Origin of the sequence: Roseburia sp. (genome assembly GCF_041325975.1) — a bacterium.
Taxonomy (GTDB): Bacteria; Bacillota; Clostridia; order Lachnospirales; family Lachnospiraceae; genus Roseburia; species Roseburia rectibacter.
The window spans coordinates 15,530-33,058 of record NZ_JBGLEJ010000003.1 but is presented as its reverse complement, the minus strand read 5'-3'; the positions used below and the strand labels follow the sequence as shown (position 1 = coordinate 33,058).

Sequence of the window (17,529 nt, the reverse complement as noted above, 5' to 3'; positions counted from 1 at the left end):
TCGGACATTTGCCTGTTATACTATCTGCAAAAAGCAAAGGAAGTGAGAATATGAAGCAGATTTTAATTGTCGAGGACGACAGTTTTTTAAATAAGATGTTGGCCTACAACCTGACCGCAGACGGCTACGGCGTGACTTCTACTCTAAATGCCAGAACCGCAGCCGAAGCCATCCGCCAACGGGAATTTGATCTGGTGCTGCTGGACATCAACCTGCCGGATGGGAACGGTTTTGAGCTATGCAAGCTGATAAAGCCCCAACACCCGGACACCATCGTGATTTTTCTGACCGCCAACGATCAGGAGAGCGACCAGATACGGGGCTATGAGGTGGGCGCGGTGGACTACATCACAAAGCCCTTTGTGATCAGAGCCTTGCAGCGGAAAATCAAAGCCATGTTCGCCATGCTGGAACACCACAAACCGGCTAAAGACATTTACGACGATGGACGGCTGTTTCTGGACTTCTCGGAGCAGACGGCTTCCCTAAACGGCAAGCCCCTGACCCTATCCCCGATGGAGTACAAAATGCTGAACCTGTTTCGCAAAAATCCCCGGCAAGTGCTGACCCGTGGGCAGCTTTTGGAAAAGCTGTGGGATATAGATGAAAGGTTTGTGGACGAACACACCCTGACAACCTCCATCAGCCGGATTCGCAGCAAGATTGAAGCCGACGGAGGTGTGCCATACATCAAGACCGTTTACGGTATGGGCTATCAATGGACGGGAGGCGAGGCAAAATGAAGTTTCAAAATCTATCGGTAAAGCGGCTATTTGGCCGGGTGGCAATAGGGCTTGTCCTCTCCATGTCCGGGATCACCATAGCCCTGTTTCTTGTGACAAAACAGACGGCGGTGCTGCTGACGGGCGGGGCGCTGCTGTTGTGCGCCCTTGTGGGGATTTTTGTACTGACGCAGGCGTTTGGAAAGCGGTTGTCGCAGTTTACCGCTGACCTGTGCCAGACCTTAGACCACATGATCGCCGGAAATGAAGCACCCCAGCGGCCAGAGGACAGCGAAACCCAGCTTGCCAGAATTGGACACCGGCTGGCAAGGCTTTACCAGATCATGCAGGAGAACCGCCGCCGGGTGGACGAGGAACGGCAGGAGTTACAGACCCTTGTATCGGATATTTCCCATCAGGTGAAAACGCCGGTAAGCAATCTGAAAATGGCGACGGATACCCTGCTGGAAAAGCCCATGACTGAGGCGGAGCGCACCGACTTTATCCGGGGAATCCGCAGCCAGACGGATAAGCTGGACTTTCTCTTTCAGGCCCTTGTGAAAACCTCCCGGCTGGAAACGGGCGTGATCCAGTTGGATAAGAAGCCGGGCCGCCTTTTTGATACCGTGGCGCAGGCCATGAGTGGGATCGTGTATGCAGCGGAGAAAAAGGAAATTGCCGTGTCCGTGGACTGCCCGGAGGATTTGACCGTTTCCCATGACAGCAAGTGGACATCCGAAGCCCTCTTTAACCTGCTGGACAATGCGGTGAAGTACACCCCGGCAGGCGGGAAAATCGCTGTGTCGGTGGTGCTGTGGGAAATGTATGTGGAGATCAAAGTGACCGACACCGGCAAGGGCATTTCTGAAAGCAATCAGGCCGCCATCTTCCGGCGCTTCTATCGTGAGGAAGAAGTACACGAACAGCAGGGCGTGGGCATTGGCCTATATCTGGCTCGCGAGATCGTAACGCGACAGGGCGGTTATATCAAAGTGGTTTCGGAGCCGGGCAAGGGTTCGGAATTTTCCATTATGCTGCCTACAAAATAGAACGCGGCGGACGGCCATTTCCGGCTGCCGCCGTAAATTTTTTTGAAATGTCCGAGCGTTGTAACATTTCACCCTGATTTTCAATGAAATTTTTTGGCCGCTGTAACATTTCGCGGACATTTGGGTTTTACAATACCCTTATCAACAGGCAGAAAGCCTTGAAAGGAGTTTTGAGTATGAGCGTTTTACAGACGATTGATCTGAAAAAGTATTACGGCACAGAGCCGAACATTACCCGCGCCCTTGACGGTGTGAACTTCTCCGTGGAGGACGGCGAGTTTGTGGCCGTTGTGGGAACATCCGGCAGCGGCAAGTCCACCCTGCTTCACATGATGGGCGGGCTGGACACTCCCACCAGCGGAACCGTGATCGTCCGGGGCGAAGAACTGGCAAAGAAGAACGATGAACAGCTTACCATCTTTCGCCGCCGCAACATCGGCTTTATCTTCCAGAACTATAACCTTGTTCCTATTCTGAATGTGTATGAGAACATCGTCCTGCCGGTGGAGCTGGACGGGGACACGGTAGATCAGAAGTTTTTGGACGAGATCGTTCACCTGCTGGGGCTGGAAGATAAACTGAAAAATATGCCGAATAATCTTTCTGGCGGACAGCAGCAGCGTGTGGCGATTGCCCGCGCTCTGATTACCAAACCGGCTATTGTGCTGGCCGATGAGCCAACCGGTAACCTTGACAGCAAGACCAGCGCCGAGGTGCTGGGGCTTATCAAGCGCACCAGTGCAGAGTTCCGGCAAACCGTTGTGATGATTACCCACAACAACGATATTGCCCGTCTTGCAGATCGGATTGTCCGCATTGAGGACGGCAAAATTGTGGAATAAGTAGGGGGTGGCAGACTATGACATGGCCTTTTGAAAATGATACCAGTAACATTGAAAAGAAACTGGCAAAGCGCAGTTTGCACCATGAACGGCAGCGTAATTTATTTGCAATCATTGCTCTGGCGCTAACTGCATTTATGATAACTGCGACATTCAGTATTGGCTTTAGTTACTTTGAAACCTACCAAATGCAACAAATCCGCTTAATGGGAACTACCGCAGATGCCGGAATCACAAATGTAACGGAAGAACAGTTGGTTGAGATTTCAAAATCAAGTCTTGTACTTGACGTAGGCATACAGCAGCGTTTAGGCAGTGTTGATACAGAGCAACTGCAAAATGCGAGATTAGGTATAGTTTGGATAGATGATACCGAGTGGGAACACCACCGTCTTCCTACTATATCAGGTGTTGTAGGAAATTACCCATCAAGTAAAAACGAAATTATGCTACCTACATGGGTGCTTGAACAGATGGGCATTTCTGATCCGCAAATAGGGATGGAGATTGTGTTGTCATACCAAATTGGCGATAGCTATGATTATGTCACGGACACCTTTTTGCTGTCGGGCTACTATACGGACTACATTCCAATGCGCACAAATAATCGTGGTTATGTTTATGTTTCATCCGCTTTTAAGGATAGCTTAAATGTATCACTGGATAATAGTGTTACGGCAATGATCCGTTTTCAAGGCAATGATAATGCTGACAAAAACTGTGAAAGATTGCGGCGTGAGATTGACTTTACAGAAGGGCAAACATTTGAAATTGTACCATTAGAACAGGCAAATGGTGGAACTATTATTTTAGCTGTAATAATTTTAGCAGTTTTTATATCCTTTAGCGGCTATCTGCTGATTTATAATATTCTTTATGTCTCTGTCATAAAAGATGTGCAATTCTATGGCTGTCTTAAAACGATTGGAACGACCCAAAGGCAGATAAAGAGAATTATCTATAAGCAGGCAATCAGAATCTCTTGTATTGGTATTCCGATTGGTCTGTTACTTGGTGCGGTTGTTTCCTTTGGCATTGTTCCTTACTTCCTGAATATGATGTATTCAACAAATTCTGATGTGGGAACAAAAGTATCTTTTTCGCCGTTTATTTTCATAGGAGCGGCCATATTTACGTTCATTACCGTTATGATTGCAAGCATGAAGCCCGCCAAAATTGCCGGAAGTGTTTCACCAATAGCAGCACTCCAATATACAGCAGCCAGCACAAAGAGTAGCGCCAGAAATTGTAGCAAAATGAAGTTGTCCAGAATGGCATGGAACAATGTCTTTCGTAATGCTAAGAGTACAACCCTTGTTTTTGCATCGCTTTTTTTCGGCCTTTCCTTGTTCCTTGTCGTCACAGGGCTATTACATGGTTTAAGCCCGGAGAATTATGTGAGCCAATGGGGAGTAAGCGATTTTGCACTCACATATAGTATCCACGAAAGAGAAGATTTAATTTCCAGCGAAATGGTTTCAGAGATTGGTCAGCTTGACGGCATTGAGAATTTGAGGTTGACCTATGCACCTTATCCTCAAGTAGTAGCAGATGTTGTATATGACGATGCTGTATTTCACGAGTTTCTTGCGTCATTAGACGGAGTAAACGGCATTGATTTTTCTGATCCGGCAAAATTAGAAAATTATCAGCAAAACTTTTTTAGCGGGGTTTTTGGAATTGACAGTGCATATTTGGAAGAAATCAATAAAACCTTAAACTTGCCTATTGACACGTCTGCCTTTGAACAAGGAAAGGTTGTGCTGCTGTCCAAAACAGTAGAAGACCTTATTCAGCCGGGGCAGGAAATAACAATCCAGACGCAGAACGGACAGCATTCCTTTATTGTAGCGAACGGTTATTTGAATGAAGGGTTTCGAGCAGGAGGAGGCAATGAGAGAGGGACGGCTCCTGATTTGTATATTAGTCAAACAGCTTTGAAAGAACTCTTTCCGCAATATAGAGTGTTCCGCGTGGCCTTTGATACGGATGGTCAACATGACGAAAGTATACTGCAAGAATTAAAGCAAATCACCGCATCACAAGCTAACATTGATATTATATCCCGATATGAACGGCGAGAAGAAATGCAGGAATATCTCATTACAGCAAAGGTTTTAGGAACAGGGTTGTCCGTGATCCTGCTGCTTGTTGGTGTCATGAACTTTGTCAATACAATGGTTGTCAATGTAAATACTCGGCGCTATGAATTAGCTGTTCTTGAAAGCATTGGAATGACAAAGCGACAAATCAAACGAATGCTATTTATGGAAGGTTTCTATTATTGGGGCGTTTCCCTTTCTCTTGCAGTCACCATTGGAACAGCAATCTTCATCTTGCTATATATGATTTTTAGTAAAGTGGCCTATTATGCTGTTTTCTCCTATCCATTTATCCCACTGGTGCTGGTGTCTGGACTGGTGTTGCTAATCTGCCTTATTGTGCCTATATGGGTCTACAAAACTGACGTTAACCTTCCAGTTGTGGAGCGATTGCGGTTGACAGAGTGAGTTTAATCAAATAGCAAAACATCCTTAGATCAATCATATCGAAGCGGAGCAGATTTTAGCTGCTCCGCTTCTTTAGTATTTTTCAAAAAATTCTTTTGAAATGTCCGAGCTTTGTAACCAGAATTATGCTACAGGTTGAAGCGGCATCTGACAGCAGGAACGATGCCAAAAGATTCCCGTAGTATTGTAATTGACTATAATGTGCTAAAGCAGAATGAGGATATGGGTGTTGGTTCAACAGTTGACTTTTATTTTGGAGAGGGGCAACCGCCTGTTTCCGTCACTGTATCAGGATTGTTTGATTCCAACAAGACGCCTTCCGGGCATGGAAAACTGGCCCTCGATGGAGTACTCTTTTTCGCACCAGAAGCATTGTTCCATGAACTGCACCCGGAAATCACTTCATTTGACTATTCGTGGAGCATTGCAAGCGATCCGAAAAAAGCGGACTAGCGTGGGAGCTGGATTGAAAAATATTGTTGCCAGCCATAGTAACATTGCCTTAGATGAAATCAATACAGTGATTGAATATGAAGAAATGACAAATTCTTTTGCGTTTGGCAGTATGGAGATACTTTCATGGTTGGTATTTCTCTTTGGCGTTATCAACCTTATCAATACGACACTCTCTAACCAGATAGTCCCGAAAGCAGGAAAACAGTGTTTTGCGTTCCATCGGCCTAACACAAAAACAGCTATGTAAAATGAACATCTGCGAGGGGCTGTGCTATGCGCTCTTTGCAACATTGGCGACGCTGATCGTTGGGCTTCCGGCTTCCATCTTTGCTTGCAGAAAAATGAGTATAGGAGCTTTTGCCGGAAATGTAGTGCCTTACAAATTCCCGGTTTTGGAAATGGGACTGTTCATTCTGGTATTGTTCGGAATGGAACTGATCTTGTCTGTATGGACAATCCGCAGACAGAAAAAGCAATCCCTGATCGAACAAATGCGGGCGATGGAATAACCGTATGGGATCGGCGGGGCGGCGTGTGCTGCCCCGCTTTTTTCGCCATTTCTCAAAAAATTTTTGAAATGTCCGAGCTTTGTAACAATTCAGCCTGTTTTTCTGTCGAAATCAAAGGCACCTCGGACATTTATAGTTCTTCCAAAAGTTTGATGATAATATTACCATTCATGGAAGAAGCAATCTGTTATTGCAATAATGCGAAATTGACGATAGAAAGTTTTTCATATCTCGGTCAGCTCAACAATTACATTACTCTGCTGATACAGCCAGTCCGTAAATTCTTTCGGGCTGGCCGTTCCTGTTTTTACAGCCTTTTTTCTCTGTAAGGCTTCTTTCTTAAAGTCGGAAAAGGAAGCCTGTATTTTTTCCAGACGGTCAGCCGGAAAGCCTGCGGTATTTTTTACCCGGTTTATTTTGTTGCGCCAGTTCTGGCATTCATTTTTATAAAGCAGGTCATAGTTATTTTCTCTTGACCTCTCGTCAAATTCCCGCTTGTTTTGAAGCGCCTGTGCTTTTCGGCACTTGTCGCTGCACAGCTCATACCGCTGGCTCTTTGCCAGAAAATATTTTCCACAGACCTTGCACCGCCGGAAGCAAAGCCCCCAGTCATTCAGCCTGTTCAGATAATAGGTAATCAACGGGTAGAGGGACGCATAGGCAGACACACATTCTTCTGTGCGCCGGTTGTCCGGGAACCAGAGGTCAAGCCGGGTATCTTCTGACGGTGCGCCTTTGAAATAAAGGCTGCCAGCTTGAAATTGTTTCGGTTTTCCTGTCTCCCTGTCAAAGCTCATGGTTTCGTTTTGGAATACCCCGGTCAGTCTGCTCATTTTATCCATGAAGCGGTCACAGGCAGCGTTACGGTCACGGGGTTCTCTGGCAAGCAGATAGCTGTTCCAGATACGGAACGCCACATACATTTTCAGAGGGTCGTTGCTAAGATATTTCTCCCAAAGAAATTCGCTTGCCGCCTGCTCCAGCTCCGGCTGTTTCCATCGGTTGGAGTGGAGAGCTTGCCGCAGCGGAGAAAGCCCGTATAAGTTCCAGTCTCTGTCCGTGTCACGCTCAAAGTTTATCAAAAAAGTTCCCAGTGGGCGTGTCATATCACAAAGCACCTCTGCGTTTTGGCTCCCGTTCAGACGGAAGCGGATCTGCTGTTCTTCCCCAATCAAAATCCGCTCTTTCATTTTCTTCCTGTCCAGCGTCAGGACAAACAAAATCCTCTCAAAACATGGCTCATGCCGTATAAACTGATTCTCCATCCCTATCCCCTGCCTTTGTTTATGGTAATTATATAATTCAGTTATATCCGTTACACTCATGGTATCGCAGAATCATTGTTTTGTCAAGGATAGTACGCTATGATGATTGCGGTTGGTAATTTCGTACCGCACAGTACCTTGACAAGTGAATGACCGTCCAAAAGGGATATGACCGGCAGGAGAAGTGACGCATTCGGCGCACCAATGCAGGGAAACACCGCAGGAATGGGGCAGGAAAACGGCTTTTGGGGAGAACGGCAACAGGAAGCATTTTAACCTATTTGATTTATGGGAGGAACAGAATGAACGATAAAAAGAGATTGAACAGCTACGAGGATTTACCGCTGGTTCTGGATGTGGCGGACATTCAGCGGATTATGGGAATTTCAAGAGCGAGCGCCTATGAGCTGGTACACACACCCGGCTTTCCAGCGTTCCGCAGGGGCAGACTTATCAAGGTCAGCAAAATTGCTTTCTTTGAATGGATGGCAAAAGGCTCCGAAACCGTACCGGGAAGCGACAAATAAGCGTGAGGTATCATTCCCTGACTTGCAATACTGCCGCACTTTCCAAAGGGGCATACAGAGGGAAAAAAACTTAAAAATGATACCGAGACGCTACATCAAAACAGCCTATCTGCGTACATCAGATAGAAACGGAGAAAGGAGCCGGTTATGGCAAGAATGAGTAACAAGCGGCGGTTGGAATGGTCTTTCTTCTTAAATGACCGCAGCCGTATCACTTACAACGAACTGTGCCGGAAATGCCAGCACGAATGTAAACAGAGCTTCCGGGCGGTTGTGGTTGACTGCCCGAAGTATCTTTCCAAGCGTTCCAAGAAAAAGGACAAGACTGCCGGAAACGGCAAAATCCCTTAGGAACTAAGGGCGCACTTCTATACATAGTCTAAAGACCATGTATCGTGCGTCCTGCGGAGCTTACCTCTGCCGCTGATAAAATCAGCAATCCGAGGTCTGCGTTCGCTTCGCTCCGACAAGGTGGCTACACCCCCTTGCGCCGCTAAAGCGGCTATCCCCTGTGTACCCGCCGCAAAGAGAAATCCGCTCTGCGGTTTTCCCTTTTCATCGGGTTTTATAGAAGCACTGACACACGGACTGTCTGCGGATGGTCTTTCTTTATCTTATCAGCAAAGGATGTGAGAACATGGAAAAATCTTTGGAACAGTTGAAGCAGGAATATGAAAAAACCACTGTCCTGCTGGAACAGGAAAAACGGAAAATGCAGCGTTTGAAAAACCGGCAGGCGTATCTGGAAAGCGGTTCCCGGAAACAGAGGACGCACCGGCTGATTACCCGTGGGGCAGCTATTGAGAGCATTGCACCACAGACAAAGGAGCTATCCGAAGCGGAATTTTATTCCCTCATGGAAAGCATTTTGAATCTGCCGCAGGCGGAGCATTTCATCCGGTCTGCCACAGAGAACCACGCCCGTATTTCCGGGCAGGAGAAAGGCGGTGACTAAGGATAGCACTTTATCATTTTTCAATCGCACAGATCAAGCGCAGCGCCGGTCAGAGCGCCATTGCCAGCGCAGCCTATCGAGCCGGGGAGCGTCTTTACAGCAGCTACTATGGAGAAGTCAGCGACTACACCAAAAAGGGCGGCGTGATCGCTTCGGAAATCATGCTGCCGCCCCATGCGCCGGAAATATATCTTGACCGGGCGACCCTCTGGAATGCTGTGGAGAACTGCGAGAAACATCCAAAAGCACAGCTTGCCTATTCCTTTGATATTGCCATGCAGAATGAATTGACGCTGGAAGAAAACATGGAGCTGGCGAGGAAGTTCGTACAGGAGCAGTTTGTGACAAAAGGCATGATTGCCGACCTTGCTTTTCACAGCCCGGAGAAAGAGGACGGCGGCATCCCTAACCCGCATTTTCATGTGATGACAACCATGCGCCCTTTGAACCCGGATGGCACATGGGGACAAAAACAGCGTCGGGAATATCTTCTTGATGAAGATGGAAACCGAATCCGGGATAAAAACGGCGATTATATGTTTAACGCTGTCCATACAACAGACTGGCATGAGCCGGAAACGCTGGAACACTGGCGGGAGCAGTGGGCGGCTGCCGTTAATACAAAATTTGAGGAAAAAGGGCTGGATGTGCGTATCGACCACCGTTCCTATGTGCGGCAGGGGCTTGACCTGATACCTACTGTCCACGAGGGAGCTAATGTCCGGCAGATGGAAGCAAAGGGCATCCGCACCGAGAAAGGGGAACTGAACCGCTGGATTAAAGCCACCAACCGGCTCATGCAGGATGTGAGGAAGAAGATCAAAGCCCTGTTTGTCTGGATGGCAGAGGTAAAAGAAGAACTTTCCAAACCGCAGACACCGAGCCTTGCCGACCTGTTGATCGCTTATTACAACCAGCGCAACGCAGGGGCATGGAGCAATAAAGCCAGAACCGGAAACTTAAAGCAGTTTGCCGAAGCCGTCAATTATCTGACGGAAAACAAGCTGCTCACATTAGAGGATTTGCAGGAGCGTCTTTCCTCTGTCAACGAAGAATTTGAAGCGTTAAGCGACTCCATGAAAAAGAAATCTGCCCGGATAAAGGAATTGCAGGAATTGATACGGGAGGGCGAGAATTACCAGCGGCTAAAACCTGTTCATACGGAATTGAACAATATCAAGTTTAAGAAACAGAGGGAGAAATTTGAAACATCCCACGATGCGGAGTTACGGCTGTTTTATGCCGCCCGCCGTATTTTGAAAGAAAAACTGGACGGAAAACCCATTGCCCTGAAAGCATGGAAACAGGAATACGCACAGTTAAAAACAGAGTATGCCGAACTGTCTCCGCAGCACAAGCCACTCCGGGAGGAAGTCATACGGCTACGGCAGGTGCAGAACGCCGTAGATACCGCACTGCGCCGGAGGGAGCAGCCACAGGCAGTACAGAGAAAGAAACATGAGATGGAGCTATGATATAACCGGCAGCTTTACCGCTACCAGTATTTTTATGGAGGGAGCATTTGAATGTATTTGAAGCGGTGAAACAGTCTGTTACCACCCGGCAGGCTGCTTCATTCTATGGAATCCGGGTGGGGAGAAACGGCATGGTCTGCTGTCCATTCCACAATGACCGCACGCCCAGCATGAAAGTGGACAGCCGCTTTTACTGCTTCGGCTGCGGGGCTTCCGGGGATGTGATCGACTTTGCCGCTTTGCTGCATGGATTGGGGAAACGGGAAGCTGCGGTCAGGCTTGCGGAGGACTTCGGCGTTTCCTATGAGAAATCCGGCAATGCGCCGCCAGATAGGAAGCGTCACAACAGGTCACAGCCCCGACAAAAATCAGCGGAGCAGAGATTTCAGGAAACGGAACGGTATTGTTTCCGGGTGCTATGCGATTATCTGCGCCTGCTGGAGCATTGGAAAACAGCACACGCCCCACAGCCGCAGGATGCCATCTGGCATCCTCTTTTTGTGGAAGCGTTGCAGAGGATAAGCTACACAGAATACCTTTTGGATATTTTGTTATACGGAGAAATAGAAGAAAAAGCGGCATTGATCGCCGCACAGGGAAAGGAGGTGTTGCGGCTTGAACAGCGAATTTCAGAGCTTGCCGCCGGAAACGCAGGAAGCGGTCAAAAGGACGATGGACACAATGGAACCGGCGCAGACACCGGCAGAAATCCGGGAAACATTAGAGGGGACGCAGAAAGGCGGCGTGAAGAACAGCATCCGAAACTGCCTGACGGTGTTCCAGCGTGACCCTCTGTTTCGCGGGGCGCTGCGCCTGAACCTTTTGACGGAGCAGATTGACATTGTGAAGCCGCTGGGCTGGGAGCGCACCAGTACCACGCTGACCGACATGGACATGAACTACCTGCTTTTGTATCTGGAAGAAAATTACGGGCTTACCAGCGAGAAAAAGGTGCAGAGCGCCATCAAGATTGTTGCCAATGAAAACCGCTACCATCCAGTCAGGGATTACCTGAACAGCCTGCAATGGGACGGCACAGAGCGCATCCGTTACGCCCTGCATCACTTTCTGGGAGCCGATACGGACGAATACACCTATGAAGCCTTGAAACTGTTCCTGATGGGAGCCATCCGGCGGGTATTCAGACCGGGGAGCAAGTTTGAGGTCATGCTCTGTCTGGTTGGTGGTCAGGGAGCCGGGAAATCTACCTTTTTCCGGCTGCTGGCAGGCAGGGACGAATGGTTTTCAGACGATTTGAAAAAGCTGGACGATGAAAATGTGTACCGCAAGCTGCAAGGGCATTGGATTATCGAGATGTCGGAGATGATTGCCACAGCCAACGCCAAGAGTATTGAGGAAATCAAGTCATTCTTAAGCCGCCAGAAAGAAACCTACAAAGTGCCGTATGAGACACATCCGGCAGACCGGCTGCGGCAATGTGTATTTGGAGGGACGACCAACCGGCAGGACTTTTTGCCCCGTGACCGCACCGGCAACCGGCGCTTTCTCCCCGTGACGGTGTACCCGGAACGGGCGGAGGTTCACATACTGGACGATGAAGCGGCGGCGAGGGCGTATATCGAACAGATGTGGGCGGAAGCCATGACGGTTTATCGCAGTGGGAAGTATAAGCTGTCATTCAGCATGGAAATGAACCGATACCTGAACGCCCACCAGCAGGACTTTATGCAGGAAGACACACAGGCCGGCATGATCTACGCCTATTTGGAGGACTACACCGGCGACAGGGTATGTTCCAAGCAGCTTTATGAGGAAGCGCTGGGGAACTTAAATTCCCCGGCAGACTGGGAGACACGGGCAATCTGCGAGATTATGAATACCGGCATTGCGGGCGGCATCATACAGGGCTGGGTAGCCTACAAAAGCCCGAAGCGGTATAAGAAATACGGTTCTCAAAAAGGCTGGGAGCGTGTCAACCAAGCTCCGCCGGAGGGGGACGGTTTTCAGGAAATCACGGAAGAAGAAGCCCGGCAAATGGAACTTCCATTCTGAAAAGCCACCGGTTGACAGTTTGGTTGACGCTTTGGTTGACAGCCGGTTGACGGGGAAAAGCCTGATATTTGGGGCATTTCTCTCCTTTGTCAACCATGTCAACCAAGAAATCAAAGAAAAAGTAAAAAGTAATAATAGAGCGCCTATGGATTGTTTTCAAAGTCTTTTCTGCCGGTTGACACGGTTTGGTTGACACGGAGACAGTCTGCGGCTGTACACCTGTCTGACATTCCCTTGTCGGGCATATTTCATTTATGGAGGTAACTGCCTATGGCAAAAAGCAAAAACGAGAGCAATAACAAAAACAGCGGCACCCTGCTTACCGAAAAAGACGGCACCCAGTATTTTGTCATGGGGAAAGTCCGTATCAAGGTATCGGAGCATTTCGCACAGGATGGGAAGCCGCTTGACAGCCTGCTGGAAGATGTGATCCAGCACGCTGCCGCCGCTTCCTGAAAAAATACGGAATAACGACTGTCAATCAGCCCACGCTTATGATATACTTGTACCAGCGAGTATTGTATAAGCGTGGGTTGTTTCTTTTAGAAGGAGGATTTTTAACCGTGAAACAACCATACAATACAACGATTTATAACACTGCACTATATTTGAGATTGAGCCGTGACGATGAATTACAGGGGGAAAGCGGCAGTATCCAGACCCAGCGCATGATGCTTAGACAGTATGCCGCAGAGCATGGGCTGACCGTTGTAGACGAGTACATTGACGACGGATGGAGTGGGACAAATTTCGAGCGTCCAAGTTTCCAAAGGATGATTGATGACATCGAAGACGGGAAAATCAACTGCGTTGTCACAAAGGACTTATCCCGTCTGGGAAGAAACTATATCCTGACCGGTCAGTACACGGAAATCTATTTCCCCAGCAAGGGAGTACGCTACATTGCCATCAATGACAATGTGGACACCATCAACGGAGAAAGCGAGCTTGCACCGTTCTTAAACATCCTGAATGAAATGCACGCCCGACAGACCAGCAAAAAGGTCAAGGCTGCCATGCACACAAGATTTGCCAATGGCGCACACTATGGAGCCTATGCACCGCTGGGCTATGTAAAAGACCCGGACAAAAAAGGTCATCTTCTGATCGACCCGGAAACACGCTGGATTGTAGAGAAGATTTTTGACCTTGCTGTACACGGGCGTGGAGCCGCCAGCATTACACGGATTCTGGTGGAGGAAAAAGTACCTACCCCCGGCTGGCTGAACTATGAAAGATACGGGACTTTCGCCAATATCTACGCCGGTGCGCCCGCAGAAAAAGCCTATGCGTGGACGATAGCACAGGTCAAGAGCATTTTGAAAGAGGAAACCTACATCGGTCACAGCGTTCACAACAAGCAGAGCAACATTTCATTCAAGAACAAGAAAAAGGTGCGGAAGCCGCAGGAAGAATGGTATCGTGTGGAAAATACCCACGAAGCCATCATTTCTGAAGAAGTGTTCCAAAAAGTTCAGGAGCTGATTGCAAGCAGACGCAGGAAACGCAGAAACGGTACGACACAGATTTTCGCAGGATTGATAAAATGTGCAGACTGCGGATGGTCTTTAGCCTATGGGGAAAACAAGCAGAATAAGAACCCATACGGGTACTACCATTGCAGCAAGAACGGGCAGGGATTACGCCAGTGTTCCATGCACTATATCCGCTATGATGTACTGTATGCCTATGTGCTTGCAAGACTGCAATACTGGTCTATGCTGGCACAGAAAGACGAGGACAAGCTGCTGAAACGCCTGCTCAATGCCAGCGACAGGGAAAGAAACTCTGCGAAGAAAAAGCAGGCTGCGGAGCTGAAAAAGGCAGAGAAGCGTAAAGCCGAGGTTGACGGGCTGTTTGCTAAAATGTATGAGGACTGGTCTGCCGGACGCATAACCGAGTATAACTTCAATATGCTGTCCGAGAAGTACCAGAACGAGCAAAAGGAGCTTGAAACAAAAATAAGACAGCTTCACGAAACGATGGAAGCCGCCGTACAGACCGCAGCGGATGCTGAAAAGTGGATTGCCCTGATGAAACAGTATGTCAACCCTGTGGAGCTGACCGCCGAACTTCTGAACACTCTAATTGAAAAAATAACCGTCCACGAAGCTGTCAAGGGCGAGGACGGAAGCCGTGAGCAGGAAGTAGAAATCTACTACCGCTTCATCGGCAAAATCGACTGACCTTTCTTTTTTACCCAACAATATCTTTAATTAAGGGAGACGGGGGAGAGTATTCCGGATGTGATCGCCTGTGACAGGATGGCAGAAGCATTTGGTGTGGCGTTGGAGGATATGCTGCATTATGAGGAAAAAAATAAAAGTATTCCACTTCCGCCAAAAGGGAAGCATATGTTTGGAACGGTTACAGTCGGAGCGAGAGGACAGATCGTTCTGCCAAAGAAGGCGAGAGAAGTTTTTCAGATCAAAGCGGGAGATACGATCATGGTGTTAGGTGATGAAGCACAGGGGATTGCCCTGGTCAAAGCAGATGATATGATAGATTTCGTGCAGCAGGCATTAAAAATGGCAAATCAAAAGGATAAGAACTAAGACACAAAAAAGTGAGGAAAACACTGCAGGAGGAAATGGAGATTTTTATGAGAAAACATTATCTGGATAATATCCGGTTTCTGACGATTTTTTTGTTGTGATCTTTCATGTTTATTTTTATTACAATAATATTGGAACCGAGGCGATGTTTGCCGGTTTAAAACCGTATGAAGGAGCAGTTACATTTGCGGGGATTTACCAGTATTTTGTATACCCGTGGTTTATGTTACTGCTGTTTGTAGTCGCCGGAATCAGTGCAAGATATGCACTGGAAAAGAGGACAGAAAGACAGTTTTTGAAAGAGAGGGTGGATAAGATTCTGGCGCCGTCGACACTTGGTGTTCTGGCATTTGGCTGGCTCGGTGGATATGTGATCTATCTTCACACTGCGCGTGGCAATATGCCGGAGAGTGTACCGGCTTTTGTGAGAGTCATTATCATCTTATGCTGTGGTATCGGGGCACTGTGGTTTTGCCATGTATTGTTTGTGGCAGCACTATTTCTGCTTCTGATCCGGAAAATTGCAGGAAAATGCAGCGCTGCTTATCACGTCCTACCGGAACGGCATTTATATTCCGGCATTTTTAGCCGGATATTACCTGTTTTCGAATGAAAGTGTCATGGAAAAAATAAAAAATGCAGTGCTCCTATTGGGCATTTGTGCAGCTGTAAGCGGCATATTTTATATCGTAAGATGTTATGGAATGGCATATACGGACAAAGAGGTACTGTCAAGATGGGATTTAAACCTGTATGCATTTTTTATGGTTTTGCTCGTGCTTGGTGCAGGTCCAAAATGGCTTGATTTTTCCAATAATTTTACGAATTATATGAGAAAATGCTGTTTCGGTATCTATGTATTACATATCCCGGTACTTTTAGTGATCAATTATCTTCTGGCTGGAAAGGAGCTGCCATTGACTGTAGTCTATGGTATTGAATTGGTGGGTGGATTTGTGGTTTCAATCTTATTATATGAAGTGATACGTCGGATCCCGGTGCTTAGATACTGGATTTTGGGGATTCGGAAACAACGGAATAACGTTTGAAAAGCGAGATATAATGGACTTTTTTGATAAAAATATCAGCTAAAATATGATTTCACAAAAAGTTCACAGAAAATTAGCACTCACCTCTTGACAGCGCTAATAAGTGGTGGTATAACATAGTCAGAACAAAGGAAGAGGGAACAAAAAGAGAAGATGATTCCCCAGAGTTCCTTCGTCTGAGGTTCCAAAACAAAGGTAAAAAACATGGGAGGTTCCACAGAAAGTGGACCGGTAGAAAAAGGAGAGATGACTTATGTTACTGCCTAGCATTTTTGGAGAAAACTTATTTGATGACTGGATGGATTTCTCATTCCCAGAGATTCCGGATGTTGATAAAACATTGTATGGTAAACATGCAAAGAACATGATGAAGACAGATGTAAAGGAGACCGAGAAAGGTTACGAAGTAGCCGTTGATCTTCCAGGATTTAAGAAAGACGAGATCCAGCTTGAGTTAAACGATGGTTACCTTACAATCAGCGCTGAGAAGGGTCTCGACAAGGAAGAGAAGGATAAGAAAGACAAATACATCAGACGTGAACGTTACGCCGGAAGTATGAGCCGTACCTTCTATGTAGGCGAGAGTGTTACCGAAAACGATATCCACGCAAAATACGAAAATGGTATTTTAACACTGGATGTCCCGAAGGAAGAAGCAAAGAAAGTTCCGGAAAAACGATACATATCCATTGAGGGATAACAGATGAGAGGATGCCCCCGGAGAGCGAAAGCTCTTCGGGGGCATTTTTGTGCGTAAGGAGATTTTTTACAGGTTGTATATGAGAAATGAATGTTGTATAGTATCTGCAAGAAATATCTTCTTTCGTGAATGTTATAAATGTTGGTTTCGTTACTTTTATTATATAACAATTGGATTTAAAGGGGATTATAATGACGCGGTAAAAAACAAAGGAGAAGAAAACAAACATGAGAATTTTTTTGGCGGAAGATGAACAGGATTTAAATGCCATTATTGTTCAAAAACTGACTGAGGATGGTTACAGTGTGGATCATTGTTTTGATGGCAGGACAGCAATAGATATCCTTTCCTGTACGGAGTATGATGCAGTGATTCTTGATATTATGATGCCAAAAGCAGATGGATTTACAGTGCTGCGTGCGCTGAGGGGAATGGGAAAGACAACACCGGTGCTATTTCTGACAGCAAAGGATGCTGTTTCGGACAGAGTAAAGGGATTAGACAGTGGGGCAAATGATTATCTTGTGAAGCCATTTTCGTTTGAAGAGTTGTCAGCACGTCTGCGCGCAATGATGAGGGGATCTTTCGGAGTTACTGACAATGTTTTGCATATTGCGGATCTTTCTTTGGATTGCACTTCCCACAGGGTAATGCGGGGGGAAAAAGAGATCACATTATCGGCTAAAGAATATGCCATGCTGGAATATTTCATGTACAATCAGGGGCGTGTGCTGTCTCGTGAGATGATAGAGGATCATGTCTGGAATTTTGATTACGAAGGGGGCACGAATGTAGTGGATGTTTATATCAGCTATCTTCGAAAAAAAATTGATGATGGATATGACAAAAAGCTGATTCATACAGTCCGTGGAAGAGGATATATAATGAGAGAGGAAATTTAA

The 17,529-nt window shown here is 47.0% G+C and carries 18 protein-coding genes and 1 pseudogene; 18 read left to right on the top strand and 1 reads right to left on the bottom strand.

Annotated features, from left to right (window positions below; all coding sequences use genetic code 11):
* The first annotated feature begins 50 nt into the window (after nucleotides 1–50).
* From ACDD58_RS00550 to ACDD58_RS00530, 5 genes and pseudogenes are all read left to right on the top strand, one after another.
* Nucleotides 51–743 (top strand): response regulator transcription factor, encoded by a 693-nt coding sequence (locus ACDD58_RS00550; RefSeq protein WP_370774981.1) that lies wholly within the window; start codon nucleotides 51–53, stop codon nucleotides 741–743.
* The gene (locus ACDD58_RS00545; protein WP_117676357.1) at nucleotides 740–1,771 is read left to right on the top strand and encodes a sensor histidine kinase KdpD; all 1,032 of its coding nucleotides are present in this window, start codon (nucleotides 740–742) and stop codon (nucleotides 1,769–1,771) included. Before ACDD58_RS00550 ends, ACDD58_RS00545 begins: the two co-directional genes overlap by 4 nt.
* Nucleotides 1,772–1,947: 176 nt before the next feature.
* Nucleotides 1,948–2,613: an ABC transporter ATP-binding protein gene (locus tag ACDD58_RS00540; protein ID WP_005936003.1), complete on the top strand. Its 666-nt coding sequence runs from the start codon at nucleotides 1,948–1,950 to the stop codon at nucleotides 2,611–2,613.
* Nucleotides 2,614–2,630: 17 nt separating this feature from the next.
* Complete coding sequence (locus tag ACDD58_RS00535) at nucleotides 2,631–5,123, top strand: ABC transporter permease (RefSeq protein ID WP_370774976.1); 2,493 nt, start codon at nucleotides 2,631–2,633, stop codon at nucleotides 5,121–5,123.
* A gap of 109 nt (nucleotides 5,124–5,232) precedes the next feature.
* Nucleotides 5,233–6,088 (top strand): annotated as a pseudogene (locus ACDD58_RS00530) (ABC transporter permease); the annotation flags it as partial.
* A gap of 224 nt (nucleotides 6,089–6,312) precedes the next feature.
* Here ACDD58_RS00530 and ACDD58_RS00525 read toward each other — a convergent pair.
* On the bottom strand, nucleotides 6,313–7,353 hold the full coding sequence (locus ACDD58_RS00525) for a DUF6076 domain-containing protein (protein ID WP_008816376.1): 1,041 nt from the start codon (nucleotides 7,351–7,353) through the stop codon (nucleotides 6,313–6,315).
* Nucleotides 7,354–7,655: 302 nt separating this feature from the next.
* Here ACDD58_RS00525 and ACDD58_RS00520 point away from each other — a divergent pair, with 302 nt between their 5' ends.
* From ACDD58_RS00520 to ACDD58_RS00460, 13 genes are all read left to right on the top strand, one after another.
* Nucleotides 7,656–7,880: a helix-turn-helix domain-containing protein gene (locus ACDD58_RS00520; RefSeq protein ID WP_005362423.1), complete on the top strand. Its 225-nt coding sequence runs from the start codon at nucleotides 7,656–7,658 to the stop codon at nucleotides 7,878–7,880.
* Between the two features lie 147 nt (nucleotides 7,881–8,027).
* Complete coding sequence (locus ACDD58_RS00515; RefSeq protein ID WP_004614949.1) at nucleotides 8,028–8,231, top strand: hypothetical protein; 204 nt, start codon at nucleotides 8,028–8,030, stop codon at nucleotides 8,229–8,231.
* Between the two features lie 286 nt (nucleotides 8,232–8,517).
* The gene (locus ACDD58_RS00510) at nucleotides 8,518–8,835 is read left to right on the top strand and encodes a DUF3847 domain-containing protein (RefSeq protein ID WP_008816380.1); all 318 of its coding nucleotides are present in this window, start codon (nucleotides 8,518–8,520) and stop codon (nucleotides 8,833–8,835) included.
* Nucleotides 8,836–8,837: 2 nt separating this feature from the next.
* A complete protein-coding gene (mobQ, locus tag ACDD58_RS00505) occupies nucleotides 8,838–10,310 on the top strand; it encodes a MobQ family relaxase (protein WP_074104019.1) in 1,473 nt (490 codons plus the stop codon).
* A gap of 47 nt (nucleotides 10,311–10,357) precedes the next feature.
* The gene (locus ACDD58_RS00500; RefSeq protein ID WP_014079457.1) at nucleotides 10,358–11,098 is read left to right on the top strand and encodes a CHC2 zinc finger domain-containing protein; all 741 of its coding nucleotides are present in this window, start codon (nucleotides 10,358–10,360) and stop codon (nucleotides 11,096–11,098) included.
* Nucleotides 10,983–12,323, top strand: coding sequence for a virulence-associated E family protein (locus tag ACDD58_RS00495; protein ID WP_009321442.1), 1,341 nt, complete (start codon nucleotides 10,983–10,985; stop codon nucleotides 12,321–12,323). The genes ACDD58_RS00500 and ACDD58_RS00495 overlap by 116 nt, the downstream gene beginning before the upstream one ends.
* Before the next feature lie 270 nt (nucleotides 12,324–12,593).
* The gene (locus ACDD58_RS00490; protein WP_004849804.1) at nucleotides 12,594–12,779 is read left to right on the top strand and encodes a hypothetical protein; all 186 of its coding nucleotides are present in this window, start codon (nucleotides 12,594–12,596) and stop codon (nucleotides 12,777–12,779) included.
* 107 nt (nucleotides 12,780–12,886) lie between these two features.
* Nucleotides 12,887–14,509, top strand: coding sequence for a recombinase family protein (locus ACDD58_RS00485; protein WP_035300463.1), 1,623 nt, complete (start codon nucleotides 12,887–12,889; stop codon nucleotides 14,507–14,509).
* Between the two features lie 60 nt (nucleotides 14,510–14,569).
* Complete coding sequence (locus ACDD58_RS00480) at nucleotides 14,570–14,878, top strand: AbrB/MazE/SpoVT family DNA-binding domain-containing protein (RefSeq protein ID WP_370774968.1); 309 nt, start codon at nucleotides 14,570–14,572, stop codon at nucleotides 14,876–14,878.
* A gap of 145 nt (nucleotides 14,879–15,023) precedes the next feature.
* Nucleotides 15,024–15,491, top strand: coding sequence for an acyltransferase family protein (locus ACDD58_RS00475; protein WP_370774965.1), 468 nt, complete (start codon nucleotides 15,024–15,026; stop codon nucleotides 15,489–15,491).
* A complete protein-coding gene (locus ACDD58_RS00470) occupies nucleotides 15,400–15,927 on the top strand; it encodes an acyltransferase family protein (RefSeq protein ID WP_370774962.1) in 528 nt (175 codons plus the stop codon). Before ACDD58_RS00475 ends, ACDD58_RS00470 begins: the two co-directional genes overlap by 92 nt.
* Before the next feature lie 253 nt (nucleotides 15,928–16,180).
* The gene (locus tag ACDD58_RS00465) at nucleotides 16,181–16,627 is read left to right on the top strand and encodes an Hsp20/alpha crystallin family protein (RefSeq protein ID WP_006858190.1); all 447 of its coding nucleotides are present in this window, start codon (nucleotides 16,181–16,183) and stop codon (nucleotides 16,625–16,627) included.
* A 227-nt stretch (nucleotides 16,628–16,854) separates the two neighbouring features.
* Nucleotides 16,855–17,529: a response regulator transcription factor gene (locus ACDD58_RS00460; RefSeq protein ID WP_370774958.1), complete on the top strand. Its 675-nt coding sequence runs from the start codon at nucleotides 16,855–16,857 to the stop codon at nucleotides 17,527–17,529.

Excerpts from the sequence above, each read along its gene's own strand:
- ACDD58_RS00525 (WP_008816376.1), bottom strand. The coding sequence starts at position 7,353 with ATGGAGAATCAGTTTATACGGCATGAGCCATGTTTTGAGAGGATTTTG.
- ACDD58_RS00475 (WP_370774965.1), top strand. The coding sequence starts at position 15,024 with ATGTTTGCCGGTTTAAAACCGTATGAAGGAGCAGTTACATTTGCGGGG.
- ACDD58_RS00520 (WP_005362423.1), top strand. The coding sequence starts at position 7,656 with ATGAACGATAAAAAGAGATTGAACAGCTACGAGGATTTACCGCTGGTT.
- ACDD58_RS00510 (WP_008816380.1), top strand. The coding sequence starts at position 8,518 with ATGGAAAAATCTTTGGAACAGTTGAAGCAGGAATATGAAAAAACCACT.
- ACDD58_RS00515 (WP_004614949.1), top strand. The coding sequence starts at position 8,028 with ATGGCAAGAATGAGTAACAAGCGGCGGTTGGAATGGTCTTTCTTCTTA.
- ACDD58_RS00535 (WP_370774976.1), top strand. The coding sequence starts at position 2,631 with ATGACATGGCCTTTTGAAAATGATACCAGTAACATTGAAAAGAAACTG.
- ACDD58_RS00545 (WP_117676357.1), top strand. The coding sequence starts at position 740 with ATGAAGTTTCAAAATCTATCGGTAAAGCGGCTATTTGGCCGGGTGGCA.
- ACDD58_RS00490 (WP_004849804.1), top strand. The coding sequence starts at position 12,594 with ATGGCAAAAAGCAAAAACGAGAGCAATAACAAAAACAGCGGCACCCTG.
- ACDD58_RS00495 (WP_009321442.1), top strand. The coding sequence starts at position 10,983 with ATGGACACAATGGAACCGGCGCAGACACCGGCAGAAATCCGGGAAACA.
- ACDD58_RS00550 (WP_370774981.1), top strand. The coding sequence starts at position 51 with ATGAAGCAGATTTTAATTGTCGAGGACGACAGTTTTTTAAATAAGATG.
- ACDD58_RS00540 (WP_005936003.1), top strand. The coding sequence starts at position 1,948 with ATGAGCGTTTTACAGACGATTGATCTGAAAAAGTATTACGGCACAGAG.
- ACDD58_RS00465 (WP_006858190.1), top strand. The coding sequence starts at position 16,181 with ATGTTACTGCCTAGCATTTTTGGAGAAAACTTATTTGATGACTGGATG.
- ACDD58_RS00460 (WP_370774958.1), top strand. The coding sequence starts at position 16,855 with ATGAGAATTTTTTTGGCGGAAGATGAACAGGATTTAAATGCCATTATT.